The organism is Alteribacillus sp. YIM 98480 (assembly GCF_009765375.1).
GTDB lineage: Bacteria > Bacillota > Bacilli > Bacillales > Marinococcaceae > Alteribacillus.
Window position 1 is genome coordinate 37877 of record NZ_VTOK01000021.1, and the last position, 18539, is coordinate 56415.

Genomic DNA, 18539 nt, shown 5'->3' on the forward strand with positions numbered 1-18539 from the left:
TGTAGTTTCTAGTAAGGTGGTGTCAGGCAATGAAGCAATCGCTTCAAAAGTGGTTTGGCCTTGGAGACCAAGATGATGGCAAGGAAGAAGAAAAAGTGGAACAAGAGGAACGTCCGCAAGAGGAAGTGAAATACCTTCCTGTTGATAATATTATTGCCAATCCATTTCAGCCGCGTACGATTTTTCAAGAGGAAAAGATTGCGGAGCTTGCACAATCGATTCGCACTCATGGGCTGTTGCAGCCAATAACTGTACGACAGCGGGAAAGCCGTTATGAAATAATAGCAGGAGAACGCCGGTGGCGTGCAGCAATAAGTATTGGCATGGAAGAGATTCCAGCAATAATTAAAGATTTTAATGATACGCAGACAGCTTCTGTTGCTCTTATTGAAAATCTCCAACGAGAAGAATTAACTGCTATTGAAGAAGCTGCTGCATACGCCAAGCTTCTGGATTTACACGGATTAACACAGGAAAGTCTGGCACAGCGCCTCGGTAAAGGCCAGTCTACTGTTGCAAATAAACTCAGGCTTCTCCATCTAACAGAGAACGCTCAGAACGCCTTGAAAGAAAGAAAAATAACCGAAAGGCATGCTCGGGCTCTTCTGCCTATTAAGGACGCAGAAAAACAAGAAAAAATATTAAAAGAAATTATTAATAATGAATTAAATGTTAAACAAACAGAAGAGCTAATAAAAAACTTTCAAGGAAAAGAACAAAAACCTAAAAAGAAAAAACCAACCAGGAAACATTATTCCAAAGATACTCGTCTTGCAATGAATACTATAAGGCAATCAGTAGATATGGTGACCAAAAGCGGAATGAATATTGAGACGGATGAAGAAGAAAATGAGGAATATTATCAATTTACGATACGAATCCCGAAGAAATAATCTACCAAAGCAAACGGTAGATTATTTTTTTAAAAGGTAAGAATTATAAATATTTGGCGTTTTACATGTCTAACGCAAGCGCCTACTCGCTCGAGAACCTTTCAGTTCGTCAATGGAAAGCAAAGATCAGCTGACCCTCCAGGACTTGTCGCGGCTGACCAAGGCGCTTGCGCTTTTCTTACTAAAATCACGTTCTGTACTTCACGTCCATTTTTAATCGCACTTTTTCAAAAATGAACCGGAAAAGTTGTCGAAAAAACCTTTGCGAAATTATTCAGAAAACATGATAAAATAAAAGACAATGAATAAAAATAATTATTTTATATCAAGTGAAAAAGATAAGCAGCTAGAAAGGAAAGTAGGTGTCCCGATGGCAAAAGTAGTTGCTATCGCAAACCAAAAAGGCGGTGTAGGGAAGACTACTACTGCCGTGAATATAAGTGCGTGCCTAGCATACATAGGGAAAAAAGTACTTCTGGTAGATATTGATCCGCAAGGTAATGCAACGAGCGGTGCAGGTATTGAAAAAGGGGATGTTGATGAATGTGTTTATAACCTTTTAGTAGAGGATGCAAAAATTAATCAAGTTATCAAACAATCAAGTGTAGAAAACTTGCATGTTGTTCCATCTACTATTCAACTCTCAGGAGCAGAAATAGAATTAGTGCCGACTATTTCCAGGGAAATTCGTTTAAAAAAAGCACTAAGTGAAGTTGATGGGGAGTACGATTATATAATTATAGATTGTCCCCCGTCGCTTGGTTTATTAACGATTAACGCATTAACGGCTTCTGACTCTGTGTTAATTCCTGTACAATGCGAATACTATGCCCTCGAAGGATTAAGTCAACTTCTAAATACCGTTCGTTTAGTACAGAAGCATTTGAATACAGACCTTGCTATTGAAGGGGTGGTGTTGACGATGCTGGATGCACGCACCAACTTAGGTTTGCAAGTGATTGAAGAAGTGAAGAAATACTTCAGAGAAAAAGTGTTTAATACTATTATTCCAAGAAATGTGCGTTTAGGAGAAGCACCTAGTCATGGACTCCCGATTATTTTGTATGACGTTAAATCAAGAGGGGCGGAAGTATATTTAGACCTAGCAAAGGAAGTGGTGGCCGGTGGGTAAAGGACTTGGCAGGGGGTTAAATGCTTTTTTTCCTGACGAGACGAAGGGACAAGATAACGTTATTAAAGACGTAAAAATAAAAGATTTACGTCCTAACCCTTATCAGCCTCGACAATCTTTCACTGAAGAAGCAATCTCAGAGCTAAAAGAGTCGATTGAAGAGCATGGAGTACTTCAACCGCTTATTGTACGAAAAAGTATTAAAGGATATGAAATTGTAGCCGGCGAACGAAGGTACAGAGCGGCAAGAGCAGCAGGGTTAAAGACAGTGCCAGCTGTAGAAAAAGAATTCTCAGACGAAAAAATGATGGAAGTAGCCCTTATTGAAAATTTACAAAGAGAAAATTTAAATCCATTAGAAGAAGCTAGAGCGTACGAGAAGTTAATGAAATATTTAGGGGTTACGCAAGAGGAGTTATCAAAGAGACTGGGAAAAAGCAGGCCTCATATTGCAAATCACCTGCGTTTAATGCAGCTTCCTAAAGATGTCCAGCATAAACTTGCAGATAAAACAATTTCAATGGGGCACGGTAGAACGCTTTTAGGGTTAAATGATAAGACAAAGGCTAGCGAAGTATTAAATAAAATCGAAAAACAATCTTTAAATGTCCGTCAAACAGAAGAATTAGTTCAACAAATAAATAATGTTTCACGTGAAACAAAACAAAAAGAAGTTAAAACGTCTGACAATACCTCTATATTTATTAAATCGAAAGAAGAAGAATTACGTTCTTATTTCGGGACATCTGTTTCTATAAAAAAAGGAAAAAGAAAAGGAAAAATTGAAATTGAATTTATAACAGAGGATGATTTGGAGAGAATTCTTGAATTATTAGAGCAAGAAGAGAAAAAATAATCTTTTTCTGTCTAACAATGGTAAAGTCCCGCAAAAAGGGGCTTTTTTTGTGCTTCGTGAACGTTTAGTAGATATTCCTTTACCTGGACGGCCTCCTTTAAACATGACGGCAAGCCAAGTTCTTCTAATTGCATCCACAATGGATAGGACAGTAAGTACTTGTAGTGGAAGCGGTTCAAAATCTTTCAATAGGGTAAATTGGTTGTTTTTTGCTTATCGTTGCTCTTCCATGCAATAATTGTGAGGGGTGGGGGCTTGATGAGCATTTGAGATAACAGCAGTATCCATTGTTTGCAAATTATAATTAGTCAGAATTTTAAGTGATTTTCAAAGGCAGTATAAGTACAGTCGCCCCCTCTGTTTACATGTTTAAGACTCGTCACTCGGCGGGTTTTCTTTATGAAGACTTTGTTGAAGTGAAAAAGCTAACTCTGTTTTGGATAACCCTTTTGTGTGAACTGGTGTTTGGGAAACATTATTTTTTGTAATAGAGCCAGAATGAACTTTTAATTTATTATCAGCTAATATGAAGCCTTGGGATATACAATCTGCCATTGCCATTACTGTATATAACCTCGTATTTTGTAAAACAAAATATTCCATCATTCCACTAACATTGACAATACCTGTCACGTGCATTTCTCCTACGTGTGGAAGCTTCTTTTTCATAGCTGCTCCAGGGATGACTGGACCTTCGGAAAAATTTATTTTCCCTACATTTTTGACTCGGCCGAGACAAGCGTCAATAGCTACTATGAATGGACGGTGATGATAACAATGAATCATTTCTATAGTTTCCTCTAAATTAACCGCATGAACGGGTTTGGCTAAAGTTCCATATACATATAGCCGCTTAAGAGAACTCTTTTCTAAAGAAGAACCGATAATAGGTCCTAAAGAGTCACCAGTTGATCGATCTGTGCCAATACAAACAACCACAATATCACGGTAGGATGGAACCTTATCCAGTTGCTCTGCTAACTGGGAAGCTAGTCTAGAAGCTGCCCCGTTTTCTTCTGAATGAACTTGATAAGAAAAGGGAATTCGAGTGGAAGCGGGTTTTTTTCCAAGCATATTGGTCTCTCCTTTTTCATATTAGTCCCAGTATAGGAACCTTTTTCAATTTCTATACGTTCGCCTCTATAGAAGGTGAGCCTAGACAAAGGGAGAGAGCAGATGATAGTCAATGGATTAAAATGGATGTTTTTAATTATTGGTACAACTATTGGTGCAGGATATGCTTCAGGACGTGAAATATGGCAATTTTTTGGTCATGAAAGTGGACTGGCTATTATTTTATTTACTCTTCTTTTTGTTACAAGCTGCCATGTTGTATTAAGCATAAGTTTTCGTCATCAAACCGATGATTATGCAGAAGTACTTTTAGAATTGATGGGACCGCGTTTTTCAAAGGGATATGATGTTATTATTGTATTTTATTTATTTACAACGACGGGCATCATGATAGCAGGAGGTGGAGCAGCTCTTGAATTTTTCCATGTTCCCTTTTCAGCCGGAGTAATATTTATGTGTGTGCTGCTTCTCATTGTAGCCGTTCGTGGAGTTAAAGGGTTGACAGGAGTTAATAGTTTTTTGATGCCTGTGTTAATTATTAGTTTAGCAGTTACACTTTTATCCTTTTTTTGGTTTAATGCCGACATTGAAGGAATAGATTGGAAAACACAACATAATTGGCCAGCTGCATTTACCTTTACTTCTTTGAACTTACTTCCGCTTGTTGCTGTATTATCAGCTACAGGTAAACAAATAAGGAATTATGGTGAGATATGGATAGCTAGTGTTGGAAGCGGAGTAACTCTAGGAGGAATATCATTTCTATATAATGAGTCATTAATTGCAGCCGCAGAAGATATCATGTTGTATGAAATACCTTTGTTTGCTTTATTGAAATCCTACCCAGATTATATGACCGCTTTTATGGCCGTTCTTTTGTGGACAGCGATCTTTACAACCGCGGCCTCAGGGTTATTTGGCTTATCAAGCAGGCTTCATTCTATTATCCCTCTTCCTCTTTGGGCACTGGCTCTTGTGCTTTTATGTTTAATGATTCCAGTGACTCGAATTGGTTTTTCAAGTTTAATTGCTTTTCTATACCCATTATACGGTTTTGTAAATTTATACTTGCTGGTTGTTGTCTTAATTCATCCTTTTTACCTAAAAAAAAGATCTTAAACCTATTTTTAAATATTTTTTAAAGATATATTTCGATATGAAGGTTCTAATTACCTGGGAAATGATTTATATTTTAATGTTTTCTTTTGTTAAAGGATTAAAGTATAAGCAAATTACAACTTCAGCCGTTTGGACTTGGTGCAAAGCCAAGTTTTTCTAAAAAGGTAAGAAATTATAAATATTTGGCGTTTTAAATGTCTAGCTCCAGCGCCCAGCCGCTCAGGCGCACATGATAAAGAGGAACTTTTGCTAAAACCGTGAACGTCCTGTTGCAACGCAAAAGTCAACACCTCCTGTGTAAGCCAGTTCAGCGTTGTCACAGACGTACTTCCACACGATGCACACTCGTCGCCAAAAACGCCACGTCCTGTGGCATTGGCGACATTCGCACATCCTATGCGTCGACGTGTGCGATCTTAGTAGAAGTTCATGAAAATGAGCTGAACGTCTGATGTCTTCCCTTTCGACTCCGGGCGGCAGGCGACCCTGCGCGAAAGCTCCAGAACCTGTCGCGCTGACCAGGGCGCTTGCACTTTTCTTATGGAATGATTGTTTCTTTTAAAGAGATAGGATAGGATAATAAATAGACATGTAACTTCTGCCTTAGCAGGTTTTACTGGAGTTTGTGCTGGTTAATTAAAAAGGAAGGTATGTAGAAATGAGGTGACGGAAATGCCGGATATTCCGTTTTCATTAAATGATATTGTAGAAATGAAAAAACCGCATCCATGCGGTGAAAACCGGTGGAAAATTATTCGCATGGGCGCTGATATCCGAATCAAATGTCAGGGATGCGGCCATAGTGTCATGCTTCCCCGCCGAGAGTTCAGAAAAAAGATAAAGAAAGTCTTAGAAAGCGAGAAAAATGCATAAGAAATGAATGAGCAAGGGGCAGTCTAAAAAGACTTGCTCCTTCTTACATACGTAGTAAAAACATATATCCTTGTCTTTTTATAAAGTTCTTTCTATAATTGGGAAGGATAAACACAACAAAAATGGAACAGAGCTGTCTTTATAATAAACCAATAATTGGTTAATGTAATGGAAAAGGAAGTGACTTTATATGGCTTTAACAACAGGGATTGTAGGCCTTCCAAATGTCGGAAAGTCTACATTATTTAATGCCATTACCCAAGCGGGGGCTGAATCTGCCAATTACCCGTTTTGTACGATAGATCCTAATGTCGGTATTGTGGAAGTGCCTGATTATCGTCTTCAAAAACTAACTGAACTTGTTAATCCTAAAAAGACGGTTCCCACGGCGTTTGAATTTACCGACATTGCAGGAATTGTAGAAGGAGCCAGCAAAGGGGAAGGTTTAGGAAATAAATTTTTATCTCATATTCGTCAAGTAGATGCAATTTCTCATGTTGTCCGCTGTTTTAATGATGGAGATATTACTCATGTCTCGGGAAGTGTGGACCCGATTCGTGATATTGAAGTTATTAATCTCGAACTTATACTTGCTGATTTGGAAACGGTAGAAAAACGAGCAGCTAAAGTAGCTAAGCTTGCTAAGTCAAAAGATAAAGATGCTATAGCTGAACATGAAGTGCTGCAAAAGCTGATTACTGCTTTTGAAGAAGAAAAACCTGCTAGAAGCCTGGATTTAACAGAGGAAGAAAAAAAAATTGTGCATGGGTTCCAGCTGCTTACGATGAAGCCTGTCCTTTATGCAGCTAACGTAAGCGAAGAGGACTTACTCAGTGATGAAGACAATGACTATTTAAAATCTGTAAAAGATTATGCTTCTAAAGAAGGTTCTGAGGTAATCACAGTCTGTGCAAAAATAGAATCGGAAATCGCTGAACTTGAAGGGGAGGAAAAACAAGAATTTCTTGAGGAGCTCGGTATAGAAGAAGCAGGATTAGATCAATTAATTAGAGCTGCCTACACTCTTCTTGGGTTAGAAACATATTTTACTGCCGGTGAACAAGAAGTAAGAGCTTGGACCATTCGCAGCGGAACAAAGGCACCTCAAGCTGCTGGTGTGATTCATACGGACTTTGAAAGAGGATTTATTCGTGCGGAGGTAGTAAGCTACGAAGACCTTGTTGCTGCTGGTAATATGAATGCTGCCAAAGAAGCAGGTAACGTGCGGTTAGAAGGTAAAGACTATGTCGTGAAAGATGGAGATGTCGTTCATTTCCGATTTAATGTATAACATGTATCAATAAGCTGGACGGTAATGAGTGTTATGTCCAGCTTTTTCTTTTATACTTTAGGAATGTTTAACTTTGTATTATTGTCACGGGATACTCGTTCTGCTATAATCATTAATTGTGAGTAAAATTCATTAACCGTATTTTGCTCCTTGCTCTTTTTTGAAAAAGAGCCGTAAGACCAAAAGGAGGTGACGCAGCATGCGTAAATATGAAGTGCTTTATATCATTGCTCCAAGCGTTGACGAAAATGGTGTAAAAGAAACCATTGAACGTTACAACAACGTTTTAACAAATAATGGAGCTGAAGTCGAGAAAGTCGAAGAAATGGGAAAGCGCCGTCTTGCTTATGAAATCAATGATTTAAAAGACGGTTATTACGTTGTGGTATACACAAAAGCTGGCCCAGAAGCAACAAACGAATTCGATCGTCTCGTGAAAATGGATGATAATATCATCCGTCATATTGTTGTAAAAGATGAAGAATAATGACCTAAAATGGGAGGGGTTCCGATGATAAATCGTGTCGTTTTGGTTGGCCGTCTGACCCGCGACCCCGAATTAAGGTATACACCAAATGGTGTGGCTGTCGCAAATTTCGGGATTGCCGTCAACCGTCCGTTTACAAACCAGCAGGGGGAAAGAGAAGCTGACTTTTTTAACTGTGTCGTTTGGAGAAAACAGGCGGAAAACGTTGCAAATTACTTGAAAAAAGGCAGCCTAGCCGGTATTGATGGCCGACTGCAAAGCCGCAGATATGAAAATCAGGAAGGCCGTCGTGTAAACGTTGTAGAAGTTCAGGCGGAAAGTGTACAATTTCTAGAACCACGCAACGCTTCTGGCGGCAGCGGAAGCCCTCGTAATGATTATGCAGGTGCTCAAGGCGGAGGAAATCAAGGGTACGGTCAACAGAACCAAGGAGGAGGCTCCTCTAACCTTAATGATGATCCTTTTGCTAACGATGGCCAGCCTATTGATATATCTGATGACGATTTACCATTCTAGGAAACATTCTCCCGCGTCTATAAATAATAATCTTTCTTAAAGGAGGTTGAAACGATGGCACGTCGTAGAGGAAAGCGCAGAAAAGTCTGTTACTTTACAGTCAATAAAATTGAAAAAATTGACTATAAAGATGTAGATTTGTTGAAAAAGTTTATTTCTGAACGTGGTAAGATTTTACCGCGTCGTGTAACTGGTACTTCCGCTAAGTATCAACGTCAATTGACAAAAGCAATTAAGCGTGCTCGTCACGTAGCATTGCTTCCTTACGTTAAAGAGCAGTAAATTCTTTCAGCGTTCCCCGGCCGTCTTCCGGGGAACGTTTTTTGTGCTTCAGGAAAGTTTACCTTTGTTAAAGGATCAAAGTATAACTATTCTAAAAGAATAAAGTGTGTAAGACAATTTTGGGTTTTGTTGTCTGGAATCGATAGTCCTTTTTTCTTATTTATCAACGGAGAAGTTTGAGGAAGTGCGGGTTATGGGTAGGAATATGAATAACAGCAAACATTTTACAAAAACATAGTTGATTTCTTCAAAATATATTTAAAATGTTAAGGAGGAAGAAAAAATGGAAGTAAAAGAATACATTACTCGCATTAATGATCAATTAGAAGAGTTGAAAAAGAAAGAGGAGAAGGAAATAGCAGATTTTGATCGTTCGGTTTTTCCTGCAACATCCTTTAGTTTTAAACTTCCTACTGCGAAATAAAAAGTTTGATTATTTCAAAAATTAATAAAGGAAACGGCAGCAGCCCGAATGATAGACGCAAAAATGGTCGTCTGTGATTCGGGTTTTTTGTACTTTAGAAAATTTACATTTGTTAAAAGATCAAAGTTATCATGAACGAAACTAGCCCCTAATCGTAACAACGTAGATTAATTTGGTAATACTAAATGACTAGTAAACATTACCAAAGCAGAGCTACAATACGAAAGGAGCTAGTAATATGAATGATATCACAAAATACGTAGGTTTAGACGTATCAAAGGAAAAAATTGCAGTAGCGGTAGCAGAGGAGGGTCGTTCTAACCCAAGATATGTTGGTATGATTCCCTATACGGTAGAGGACATTAGAAAACAAATGAAAAAACTAGGAGAACCTGAACTACTTCGAGTTTGTTATGAAGCTGGAGCAACTGGATACGGACTCTATCGACTTTTGAAGAGTATGGGTATTGAATGTGAAGTCATTGCCCCATCGTTGATCCCACAGAAGCCCGGCGATCGTGTAAAGACCGACAAACGCGACGCCATTAATCTTGCCAAACTTTATCGTGCTGGAGAATTGACACCTATCTATGTACCAACAGAAGATGATGAGGCCTTACGTGATTTAGTTCGAGCACGGGAGGATGTAAAAGAAGATAAGTTAAGAGCTAAGCATAGACTAACAAAATTCCTTCTAAGAAATGAAATCAAACCGCCTAGAGGCACAAAAAAATGGACAGTAAAATATTGGGATTGGCTGGATAAATTGACATTTAAACGATCGGCATCCCGGGTGGTATTCCAAGAATATTTGCAGCAACTAAAAGAGTTTCAGCAACGATTAAACGTATTGGAAAAGGAAATTGAAGAGCAAGCCAAAGAAGGTGTTCATGCCCCAATGATCCAAACTCTTATGACATTACGAGGAGTAGCCGTTAATACAGCGACTAGTTTGGCTGCGGAAATCGGATCCTTTAAGAGATTCCAGGTTCCAACACAATTTATGGCATACACAGGGCTGGTACCAAGTGAAAGTTCCAGTGGGGAATGCCGGAGATTAGGTAGCATAACCAAAACAGGGAATCGGCACGTACGGATATTGTTGATAGAGGCCGCGTGGAGCTATAGATATCAACCTGCAGTCAAAGGGGAGTTGAAAAAACGACAAAAAGGACACCCGACTAATATTTTGGGCATTTCATGGAAGGCTCAAAATCGCTTGCATAAAAAATATTTCCGTCTATTAGGACGCGGAAAAGAGAGTGGGAAAGCCATTACGGCCATTGCGAGAGAATTAGCAGGTTTCATTTGGGCGATTTCCCATGAGTTTGATGGTGAAGTTCAAACGAATGGTGCGGATTAAGTTACGAATAAACTAGAAAAAAGATGATGTAAAAAGGGAATGAATATAGGGCTCGGAGGCAAAGGTGAAAACCGTAAAGGAGAACGCACGACTTATACTTGTGCTAGCCATGAATTGGTGAATGCACGCTCAAAGTTCGTGAAAGCTCCTTAGACGGAGAGATAAAATGTGAAAACCCACGGATACCAGTATGCTCATCGGAGTAGAGATTTTTGCCTTCGTGCCGTGTAGTTATCTCCTTTATATATAAAAGAAAGGAGATAACCTTACGTGCTTCTTAGCATTTTGTAGTGTCTCAACCCACTGATTGATTGTCAAGTGCTTTCCTTGACTATCAATCAGTGGGTTGAGGAAAGGTTGTTAAGCTAAGAAGAAGGAGATATTGTAGCATATTACTGCTTACAGAATATAAATCAAAAAAAGAGCCGTGAAAGACTCTTTACTTAAGGTTATCCAAAAAATGTATATTTAAATAAATTGGAGGGGAATTTGACAGTTTCGTTCATATCAGTATAAGCAATACTATGATTTCATCATTTGGAGTTGGCGGCAAGCCGAGTTTTCTAATGTTATAAAGCCCCGTTCGACAAACCACGTATTTCTATCTGTTAACGTCTTTTCGCAGGCAGTATTTTGACCAAAGTACTTACGCAATTTCATATAATCTTTCTTTTTTAAAAAGAATCAATTACAATAGACGAATGGATTTATATTAAAAAATGTGATTACGGAAATATAGATGAGGTGACGGTGTTGCGGCAAACAAGAGGATTAACGGAAGGTGCAGTATTAAGTGGTGTATTTATAGTTATGCTGCTTCTTTCTATTTTTGTGCCTTTCCTTATTACTATTTTGATGTGGTTTTTACCTCTTCCATTTATTGTTTTTGCAGTACGGCATGGGTTAAAACCCGGATTTATCATGTTTGCAGTAACTATTTTACTTTCAGGGATTATTGGAGGAGTTATAGGTTTGCCTCATGCATTACTAGCTGGAGCGGGCGGGCTTACTGCTGGTGAACTTATTCGTCGTCAGAAAGAAGCTTTATTTGTGCTCGCTGGAAGCAGTATTGCTTATATAGGTGTACTTGTACTGCTGTATGCCGGGTCCATTCTAATATTAGATATAGATCCTATAAATGCGATGCAAGATGTCATGCGGCAATCAACACAGCAAGCAGAGTCTATGCTGGGGGCACTTGGACAAGAGCCTTCTGAAAACCTGGAAATTTGGGAGGAAATGATTAATCAAATTGGGTATCTTGGCCCGGTATTGATTGTCTTTACAGGTGTTGTATATGGATTAATTACACAATTAGCTGCCCATATGGTTTTGCAGCGGATAAAAGTCAGTGTAGAGCCTTTCCCTCCTCTTAGAGAGTGGAATTTTCCACGTTCCTTGCTTTGGTATTATCTAATTACTTCTATCATTTTTTTCATAGGAACTGAAGAAGGAACAGCGTTGTATGTAGTTATGTGGAACCTATTCCCGTTATTGGAAACAGCAATGGCTTTGCAGGGGTTTACGGTTGTGTTTTATTATTGTTATGTTAAGTCTATTCATAAAGTTTTTCCTATAATATTGCTTATTTCTGGATTATTTTTACCCTTTGTTCTTCTTCTTGCTCGTATTTTGGGTATAATTGATTTAGGATTTCAATTGAAAAAACGTCTGAAACCTGACACGAAGTAGGGGTTGACATTATGCCTAGGTTTTTATTGAGGCGGTGGCACGGTTATCATGTGGTGTCTCTGTTTTTTGTAGCAGTGCTTTTTATCGCTTTTTTGACTTTTTACCAATGGCAGCTTGGTTTACTCGGTTACTTTTTGCTAAGCCTCTTAGTGATATATATCATTCAGGCTAGAAAATCATTTGAAAAAGACTTGGAGAAATATATATCAACGCTTTCTCACCGAGTAAATAAAGCTGGGGAAGAAGCGGTGACAGAACTTCCGATAGGGATTTTATTGTTTAATGAAGAGTATGAAGTACAATGGGCAAATCCGTTTATGATGAACTTTCTGCCGCGGGAATTTTTAGGAGAATCACTAGAAAAGATTTCCGACGGGCTTATTCCAGCTATCAAAAAAGGGGATTATGAAACAGAGCTGACCCTAAATGAACGGCATTACTTTGTTTATATAAGGCAAGAGGAACGCCTTTTGTACTTTTTTGATATGACAGACACAGCAGAAACAAGGTCACTGTATCAAGACGAGCAAACAGTGATTGGGCTTATTTATTTAGATAATTATGATGAAGTGACACAAGGAATGGATGATCAGATCCGCAGTAAACTAATGAGTCACGTAACGTCATCATTAAATTACTGGGCCAATGAGTATCAAATTCTGCTTAGAAGCATTGCTTCAGACCGTTTTATAGCAGTTATGAATAAAAAGGCGTTAGATGAGCTTGAAAAAACAAGGTTTGAGCTGCTCGATGAAGTTAGAGAAGTAACAGGAAAAGAAAAAGTTCCCATTACATTAAGCATTGGAGTAGGCAGTGGAGAATCTTCGTTAAGAGAATTAGGAAATCTTGCTCAATCAAGTCTTGATCTTGCTCTTGGAAGAGGCGGAGATCAAGTAGCAATTAAAGATACAAATGGGAAAGTCCGTTTTTACGGCGGAAAATCTAATGCCATGGAAAAAAGAACCCGTGTACGTGCCCGTGTCATTTCACATGCTCTTCGTGATTTCGTTTTAGAAAGCGATCAAGTGATTATTATGGGACACAAAAATCCAGATATGGATGCGATTGGGGCAGCAATTGGTGTGTTAAAGATTGCAGACGTTAATAATACTGATGCTTATGTTGTCGTTGACCCTAATGATATTAACCCTGATGTTCAGAAACTCATGGACGAAGTGGGAGAACATGAACATCTTTGGTCTCAATTTATTACACCGGATGAAGCATTAGATGAACTGACTCGCCATACCTTACTGGTCGTAGTAGATACGCATAAACCATCTCTTGTTATAGAACCGCGGTTAGTTGATGCGGTCGACCGGGTCGTTGTACTCGATCACCACCGCAGAGGAGAAGAGTTTATAAAAGACCCGGTACTGGTATACATGGAACCCTATGCTTCTTCTACGTCTGAATTAGTAACGGAACTATTAGAATATCAGCCTCAGAAATTGAACATGGATGTGTTAGAAGCAACGGCGATGCTTGCTGGTATTATCGTGGATACGAAAAGTTTTGCGATTCGTACAGGCTCGCGGACTTTCGATGCTGCTTCGTTTTTAAAGTCTCATGGAGCAGACACAACATTAGTACAAATGCTTCTTAAAGAAGACATTGAACAATATGTGAGACGATCAAGATTAATCGAAAAGGCGTCCATTTATCGTGATGGTATGGCGATTGCAAAAGCTTCTAGAGAAGAAACGTATGATCAAATACTTATTGCTCAGGCAGCAGACACCCTTCTTACGATGAATGATGTAAAAGGATCTTTTGTGATTTCTAAAAGACAAGATGGAAAAACAAGTATCAGTGCCCGTTCTTTAGGGGAAGTGAATGTGCAGCTAATTATGGAAGCATTAGATGGCGGCGGCCATCTAACCAATGCAGCTACCCAATTTGAGGGTGTATCTATCGAAGAAGCAGAAGACAAATTAATGCAAGCTATAGATGAGTACTTGGAAGGAGGAACAAAAGAATGAAAGTAATTTTTAATCAAGATGTAAAAGGAAAAGGGAAAAAAGGGGAAGTAAAAAACGTATCTGAGGGTTATGCGAGAAATTACTTATTTCCAAATAATCTTGCTGTAGAGGCAACTAAAGGAAACCTTAAAAACCTAGAAGCCAAGCAGGAAAGTGAAAATAAAAAAGCGCAGCAGCAGCTTGAAGAAGCAAAAGAATATAAAGAAAAACTAGAAAAGACCAAAGTAGAAATAAAAGCAAAAGCTGGAGATGGCGGCCGCTTGTTTGGGGCAGTATCAACAAAACAAATCGCAGAGACATTAAAAAGCATGAATTTGAAAGTAGATAAACGAAAAATTGAGCTTGATAATCCAATCCGTACTCTGGGAGTCACAAAGGTTCCCATTAAAATTCATCCGCAAGTAACTGCAACGGTAGATGTTCACGTCAAAGAAGAGTAAGAATGAAAGGCAGGAGGGGCAGTCATGAGTGATGTGTTAACAGACCGGAAGCCGCCTCAAAACATCGAAGCGGAGCAAGCCGTTATTGGGGCTGTTTTTCTTGAAGGAGAAGCACTCGTTACAGCGACAGAGCGTCTCACACCTGAAGACTTTTATCGTGTCTCTCATCAGCGAATTTTCCGTGTAATGGTTGAAATCGGTGAGAAAGGAAGTCCGGTAGACCTCGTCACAGTCACATCTGCTCTTCAAGATTATCAATGGTTGGAAGAAGTAGGAGGCATCTCTTACTTAACAGATCTTGCTAACGCTGTGCCCACTGCGGCAAACGTGGAATACTACAGCAAAATTGTACAAGAAAAATCAATACTGCGCCGGCTCATTCGTGCTGCAACTGATATTGCATCTGAAGGTTATGAAAGCGAAGAAGAAGTAGAAGATATTTTAAACGATGCAGAACGGTCTATTTTAGAAGTTGCACAGCAGCGAAGTTCCGGAGCATTCGTATCTATTAAAGATGTTTTAATAGAAACCTATGATAATATTGAAATGCTTCAAAACCGTGAAAATGATATTACTGGTATATCAAGCGGGTTTGCTGAACTTGATCATATGACAGCTGGTTTTCAACGGAGCGACTTAATTATAGTAGCTGCAAGGCCTTCTATGGGGAAGACAGCTTTTGCTTTAAACATTGCTCAAAATGTAGCCACGAAAACGTCGGAAAATGTAGCTATATTTAGTTTGGAAATGGGAGCATCGCAGCTTGTTCAACGGATGCTTTGTGCAGAAGGCAATATTGATGCAACCAAAATGAGAACCGGAGCACTAGAAGAAGAGGATTGGGAAAAACTCACAATGGCAATGGGCAGTCTGTCTTCGGCAGGTATATACATTGATGACTCTCCGGGGATTAAAGTAAATGATATACAAGCTAAATGCCGGCGGCTTAAGCAAGAACGCGGTCTCGGAATGATCTTGATTGATTATTTGCAGCTAATCCAAGGATCCGGTTCAAAAAGTGGAGAAAACCGTCAACAAGAAGTCTCAGAGATTTCAAGAAGCTTGAAAGGAATTGCTCGTGAACTGGATGTTCCTGTTATCGCCTTGTCCCAGCTTTCACGTGGAGTAGAATCCAGGCAAGATAAACGTCCAATGATGTCGGATCTTCGTGAATCTGGAAGTATTGAACAAGATGCTGATATTGTTTCTTTTCTTTATAGAGAAGATTACTATGATCAAGAAGCTGAAAATCAAAACATCATCGAGATAATCATTGCCAAACAGCGTAACGGCCCGGTAGGTAACGTAGAGCTTGCTTTTATAAAAGAGTATAATAAATTTGTGAACTTGGACCGGCGTCATGATGAAAGTCAAGCGCCGCCTGGTGCATGAATATAAAACCCGGATTGGATTTTCACATACCAATTCGGGTTTTTTTATTAGGTAAGAAAGTATAAATTTTGGCGTTTTACATGTCTAGCTCCAGCGCCTACTCGCTCGAGATTCCTTCGGTTCGTCAATGGAAAGCAAAGATCAGCTTTCCATTCTATTTATCACGAACATATTTATAGATTTTAATACATAATGTTCGTGTTTGATTGACTTCTTTCTGCGAAATTGATACACTATTTGAGGGTTTTATTCTGATTGTAACTAACTACATATAAAAGATAGTGAATTATCAAAGCAGCCTGTTAATACAGGTGCCGGAGGTGGACGATTTGTCGTCAGTAGTAATTGTTGGTACCCAGTGGGGAGACGAAGGAAAAGGAAAAATCACGGATTATCTTTCAGAAAATGCAGAAGTCGTTGCAAGGTATCAAGGTGGAAATAATGCAGGCCATACGATTGTTTTTAATGGTAAAAAGTATAAGCTGCACCTTATTCCATCAGGTATTTTTTATGATAACAAGACTTGTGTCATTGGAAACGGCATGGTAATAGACCCAAAAGCTTTAGTGGAAGAGTTGAAATATTTGCATGAACGCGGTGTGGACACTAGCAACTTACGGATTAGTAATCGTGCTCACGTCATTTTGCCATACCATGTGAAACTAGATGCTGTGGAAGAAGAAAGTAAGGGATCGAATAAAATCGGGACAACTCGAAAAGGAATTGGCCCTGCTTATATGGATAAAGCAGCTAGAACAGGGATCCGTATATCAGATTTACTAGATAAAGAAGAATTTGGTGAAAAGCTAGAAAGAACATTGCAAGAAAAAAATCGTCTACTTGAAAAAATATACGAAGTAGAAGGGTTCCAAAAAGAAGATATTCTTGACGAATATTATGAATACGGCCAGTTTTTTGCTGACTATGTTTGTGATACGTCCGTGGTGTTAAATAATGCCATTGACACAGGACGCCGGGTTCTTTTTGAAGGAGCACAAGGGGTTATGCTAGACATCGATCAAGGGACATATCCGTTCGTTACATCTTCTAATCCTATTGCAGGCGGAGTGACCATTGGGTCTGGTGTGGGTCCTTCTAAAATCCATCATGTTGTAGGTGTATCGAAAGCCTATACCACAAGAGTAGGAGATGGTCCGTTTCCGACTGAACTTACGGATGAAATCGGGGACAAAATTCGTGAAGTAGGTAATGAATATGGAACAACTACAGGGCGGCCGCGTCGAGTAGGCTGGTTTGACAGCGTCGTTGTGCGACACGCACGAAGAGTCAGCGGGATAACTGACTTATCCCTTAATTCCATTGATGTTCTCACTGGAATAGATAAGGTGAAAATTTGTACGGCGTATAAATACCGTGGAGAAATTATTGAAGAATTTCCAGCTAGTCTTAAGGTACTAGCTGAATGTGAGCCTGTTTATGAAGAAATGCCTGGATGGAACGAAAACATCACAGAAGTAAAATCATTGGAAGATCTTCCTGAGAATGCTCGCCATTATTTGGAGCGGGTTTCGCAGTTGACGAATATTCCTGTCAGCATTTTCTCTGTTGGTCCGGATCGCAATCAAACGAATATGGTCAGGGGCGTATGGGGTGTTTAAAAACACTTCATTTCCCTCTTTCTTCGTCTGCTTTTTAAGCTTGTTACATGAAAAAGCAGACGGGGGAAATTTTTTTAAGAAAACTCCTTGAAAATAAAAAATCAACGTGGTATTATTAATCTTGTCGCTGTCAAGGAAGCAGCATCAACCATGATCACTTAAGTTCTTCACGCAGTGAGGGACAAAAATAAAAAACGCTTTAATAAAGATAAGGTATGCATAGTAAATAAATGTGTCATTTATAAATAAGAGCCATTAGCGAACCGTAAACCCCACTGAGTAGTCAACAATGTAGGTTTGCGAGGAGCAGTGATGCGAAGCATGACGCGACGAGCACAAGACATCAATGAATAAGCATCAACCATGTTTATTTTTCGTTCTTCACGCAGTGAGGGACAAAAATAAAAAACGCTTTAATAAAGATAAGGTATTCATAGTAAATAAATGCACCATTTATAAATAAGAGCCATTAGCGAACCGTAAACCCCACTGAGTAGTCAACAATGTAGGTTTGCGAGGAGCAGTGATGCGAAGCATGACGCGACGAGCACAAGACATCAATGAATAAGCATCAACCATGTTTATTTTTCGTTCTTCACGCAGTGAGGGACAAAAATAAAAAACGCCTTAATAAAGATAAGGTATGCATAGTAAATAAATGTGCTATTTATAAATAAGAGCCATTAGCTCAGTTGGTAGAGCATCTGACTTTTAATCAGAGGGTCGGAGGTTCGAATCCTCCATGGCTCACCATTTTCAAAACGGCCCGTTGGTCAAGTGGTTAAGACACCGCCCTTTCACGGCGGTAACAGGGGTTCGAATCCCCTACGGGTCACCATATTATTTATTACAGTTAAGTACAACCTTTTCTTCATCCAACTGCCTTTTCAAAGAAGAGAAGGAAGGAGCGTACCAAAGTACGTGACTGACAGAATGAAAGCAGCTGACGAAGAGATTCGTCCTAAAGCTAATCGGTCTTTTTTGAATAAGAATCAAGAAGGTCGAGGAAGCAAAGGAGAGAAGGAAGGAGCGTACTAAAGTACGTGACTGACAGAACGAGAGCAGCTGACGAAGAGATTCGTCCTAAAGCTAATCGGTCTTTTT

At 39.2% G+C, this 18539-nt stretch carries 17 protein-coding genes and 2 tRNA genes; 18 read left to right on the plus strand and 1 reads right to left on the minus strand.

From position 1 onward, the window contains the following. Positions 1-29 precede the first annotated feature (29 nt). The 3 genes from noc to FZF09_RS20260 all read left to right on the plus strand — a co-directional run bounded on the left by noc (position 30) and on the right by FZF09_RS20260 (position 2881). Positions 30-893: a nucleoid occlusion protein gene (noc, locus tag FZF09_RS20250; protein WP_158738381.1), complete on the plus strand. Its 864-nt coding sequence runs from the start codon at positions 30-32 to the stop codon at positions 891-893. A gap of 370 nt (positions 894-1263) precedes the next feature. Beyond that, the gene (locus FZF09_RS20255; RefSeq protein ID WP_158738382.1) at positions 1264-2025 is read left to right on the plus strand and encodes a ParA family protein; all 762 of its coding nucleotides are present in this window, start codon (positions 1264-1266) and stop codon (positions 2023-2025) included. Continuing rightward, a complete protein-coding gene (locus tag FZF09_RS20260) occupies positions 2018-2881 on the plus strand; it encodes a ParB/RepB/Spo0J family partition protein (RefSeq protein WP_158738383.1) in 864 nt (287 codons plus the stop codon). The genes FZF09_RS20255 and FZF09_RS20260 overlap by 8 nt, the downstream gene beginning before the upstream one ends. Positions 2882-3250: 369 nt before the next feature. On the opposite strand, the gene yyaC is transcribed toward FZF09_RS20260, so the two are convergent. Beyond that, a complete protein-coding gene (gene yyaC / locus FZF09_RS20265) occupies positions 3251-3955 on the minus strand; it encodes a spore protease YyaC (RefSeq protein WP_158738384.1) in 705 nt (234 codons plus the stop codon). Between the two features lie 102 nt (positions 3956-4057). Between yyaC and FZF09_RS20270 the strand changes: the two genes are divergently transcribed. The 15 genes from FZF09_RS20270 (at position 4058) to FZF09_RS20340 (ending at position 18273) form a co-directional block, all read left to right on the plus strand. Then, the gene (locus FZF09_RS20270) at positions 4058-5074 is read left to right on the plus strand and encodes a YkvI family membrane protein (protein ID WP_158738385.1); all 1017 of its coding nucleotides are present in this window, start codon (positions 4058-4060) and stop codon (positions 5072-5074) included. Between the two features lie 672 nt (positions 5075-5746). Continuing rightward, positions 5747-5947, plus strand: a complete 201-nt coding sequence (locus tag FZF09_RS20275; RefSeq protein ID WP_158738386.1) for a DUF951 domain-containing protein — start codon at positions 5747-5749, stop codon at positions 5945-5947. A 190-nt stretch (positions 5948-6137) separates the two neighbouring features. Next, positions 6138-7238 (plus strand): redox-regulated ATPase YchF, encoded by a 1101-nt coding sequence (ychF, locus tag FZF09_RS20280; RefSeq protein ID WP_158738387.1) that lies wholly within the window; start codon positions 6138-6140, stop codon positions 7236-7238. Between the two features lie 199 nt (positions 7239-7437). Beyond that, the gene (gene rpsF / locus FZF09_RS20285) at positions 7438-7725 is read left to right on the plus strand and encodes a 30S ribosomal protein S6 (protein ID WP_158738388.1); all 288 of its coding nucleotides are present in this window, start codon (positions 7438-7440) and stop codon (positions 7723-7725) included. 24 nt (positions 7726-7749) lie between these two features. Next, positions 7750-8241, plus strand: coding sequence for a single-stranded DNA-binding protein (ssb, locus tag FZF09_RS20290; RefSeq protein WP_158738389.1), 492 nt, complete (start codon positions 7750-7752; stop codon positions 8239-8241). Positions 8242-8295: 54 nt separating this feature from the next. Further along, entirely contained in the window at positions 8296-8523 is a 228-nt protein-coding gene (gene rpsR, locus FZF09_RS20295) for a 30S ribosomal protein S18 (protein ID WP_091276909.1), read from the plus strand. Between the two features lie 283 nt (positions 8524-8806). Beyond that, complete coding sequence (locus tag FZF09_RS20300) at positions 8807-8947, plus strand: hypothetical protein (RefSeq protein WP_158738390.1); 141 nt, start codon at positions 8807-8809, stop codon at positions 8945-8947. Between the two features lie 238 nt (positions 8948-9185). After that, positions 9186-10310 (plus strand): IS110 family RNA-guided transposase, encoded by a 1125-nt coding sequence (locus FZF09_RS20305; protein ID WP_158738391.1) that lies wholly within the window; start codon positions 9186-9188, stop codon positions 10308-10310. A gap of 753 nt (positions 10311-11063) precedes the next feature. Continuing rightward, positions 11064-12002, plus strand: coding sequence for a YybS family protein (locus tag FZF09_RS20310; protein ID WP_158738392.1), 939 nt, complete (start codon positions 11064-11066; stop codon positions 12000-12002). A gap of 11 nt (positions 12003-12013) precedes the next feature. Then, positions 12014-13984: a DHH family phosphoesterase gene (locus tag FZF09_RS20315; protein ID WP_158738393.1), complete on the plus strand. Its 1971-nt coding sequence runs from the start codon at positions 12014-12016 to the stop codon at positions 13982-13984. Further along, on the plus strand, positions 13981-14424 hold the full coding sequence (gene rplI, locus FZF09_RS20320; protein ID WP_091586373.1) for a 50S ribosomal protein L9: 444 nt from the start codon (positions 13981-13983) through the stop codon (positions 14422-14424). Before FZF09_RS20315 ends, rplI begins: the two co-directional genes overlap by 4 nt. Positions 14425-14448: 24 nt before the next feature. Further along, a complete protein-coding gene (gene dnaB, locus FZF09_RS20325; RefSeq protein ID WP_158738394.1) occupies positions 14449-15816 on the plus strand; it encodes a replicative DNA helicase in 1368 nt (455 codons plus the stop codon). Between the two features lie 329 nt (positions 15817-16145). Continuing rightward, the gene (locus FZF09_RS20330; protein ID WP_158738395.1) at positions 16146-17435 is read left to right on the plus strand and encodes an adenylosuccinate synthase; all 1290 of its coding nucleotides are present in this window, start codon (positions 16146-16148) and stop codon (positions 17433-17435) included. Positions 17436-18112: 677 nt separating this feature from the next. Continuing rightward, positions 18113-18188: transfer RNA gene (locus FZF09_RS20335), tRNA-Lys, on the plus strand. A 10-nt stretch (positions 18189-18198) separates the two neighbouring features. Next, positions 18199-18273: transfer RNA gene (locus FZF09_RS20340), tRNA-Glu, on the plus strand. Positions 18274-18539 lie beyond the last annotated feature (266 nt).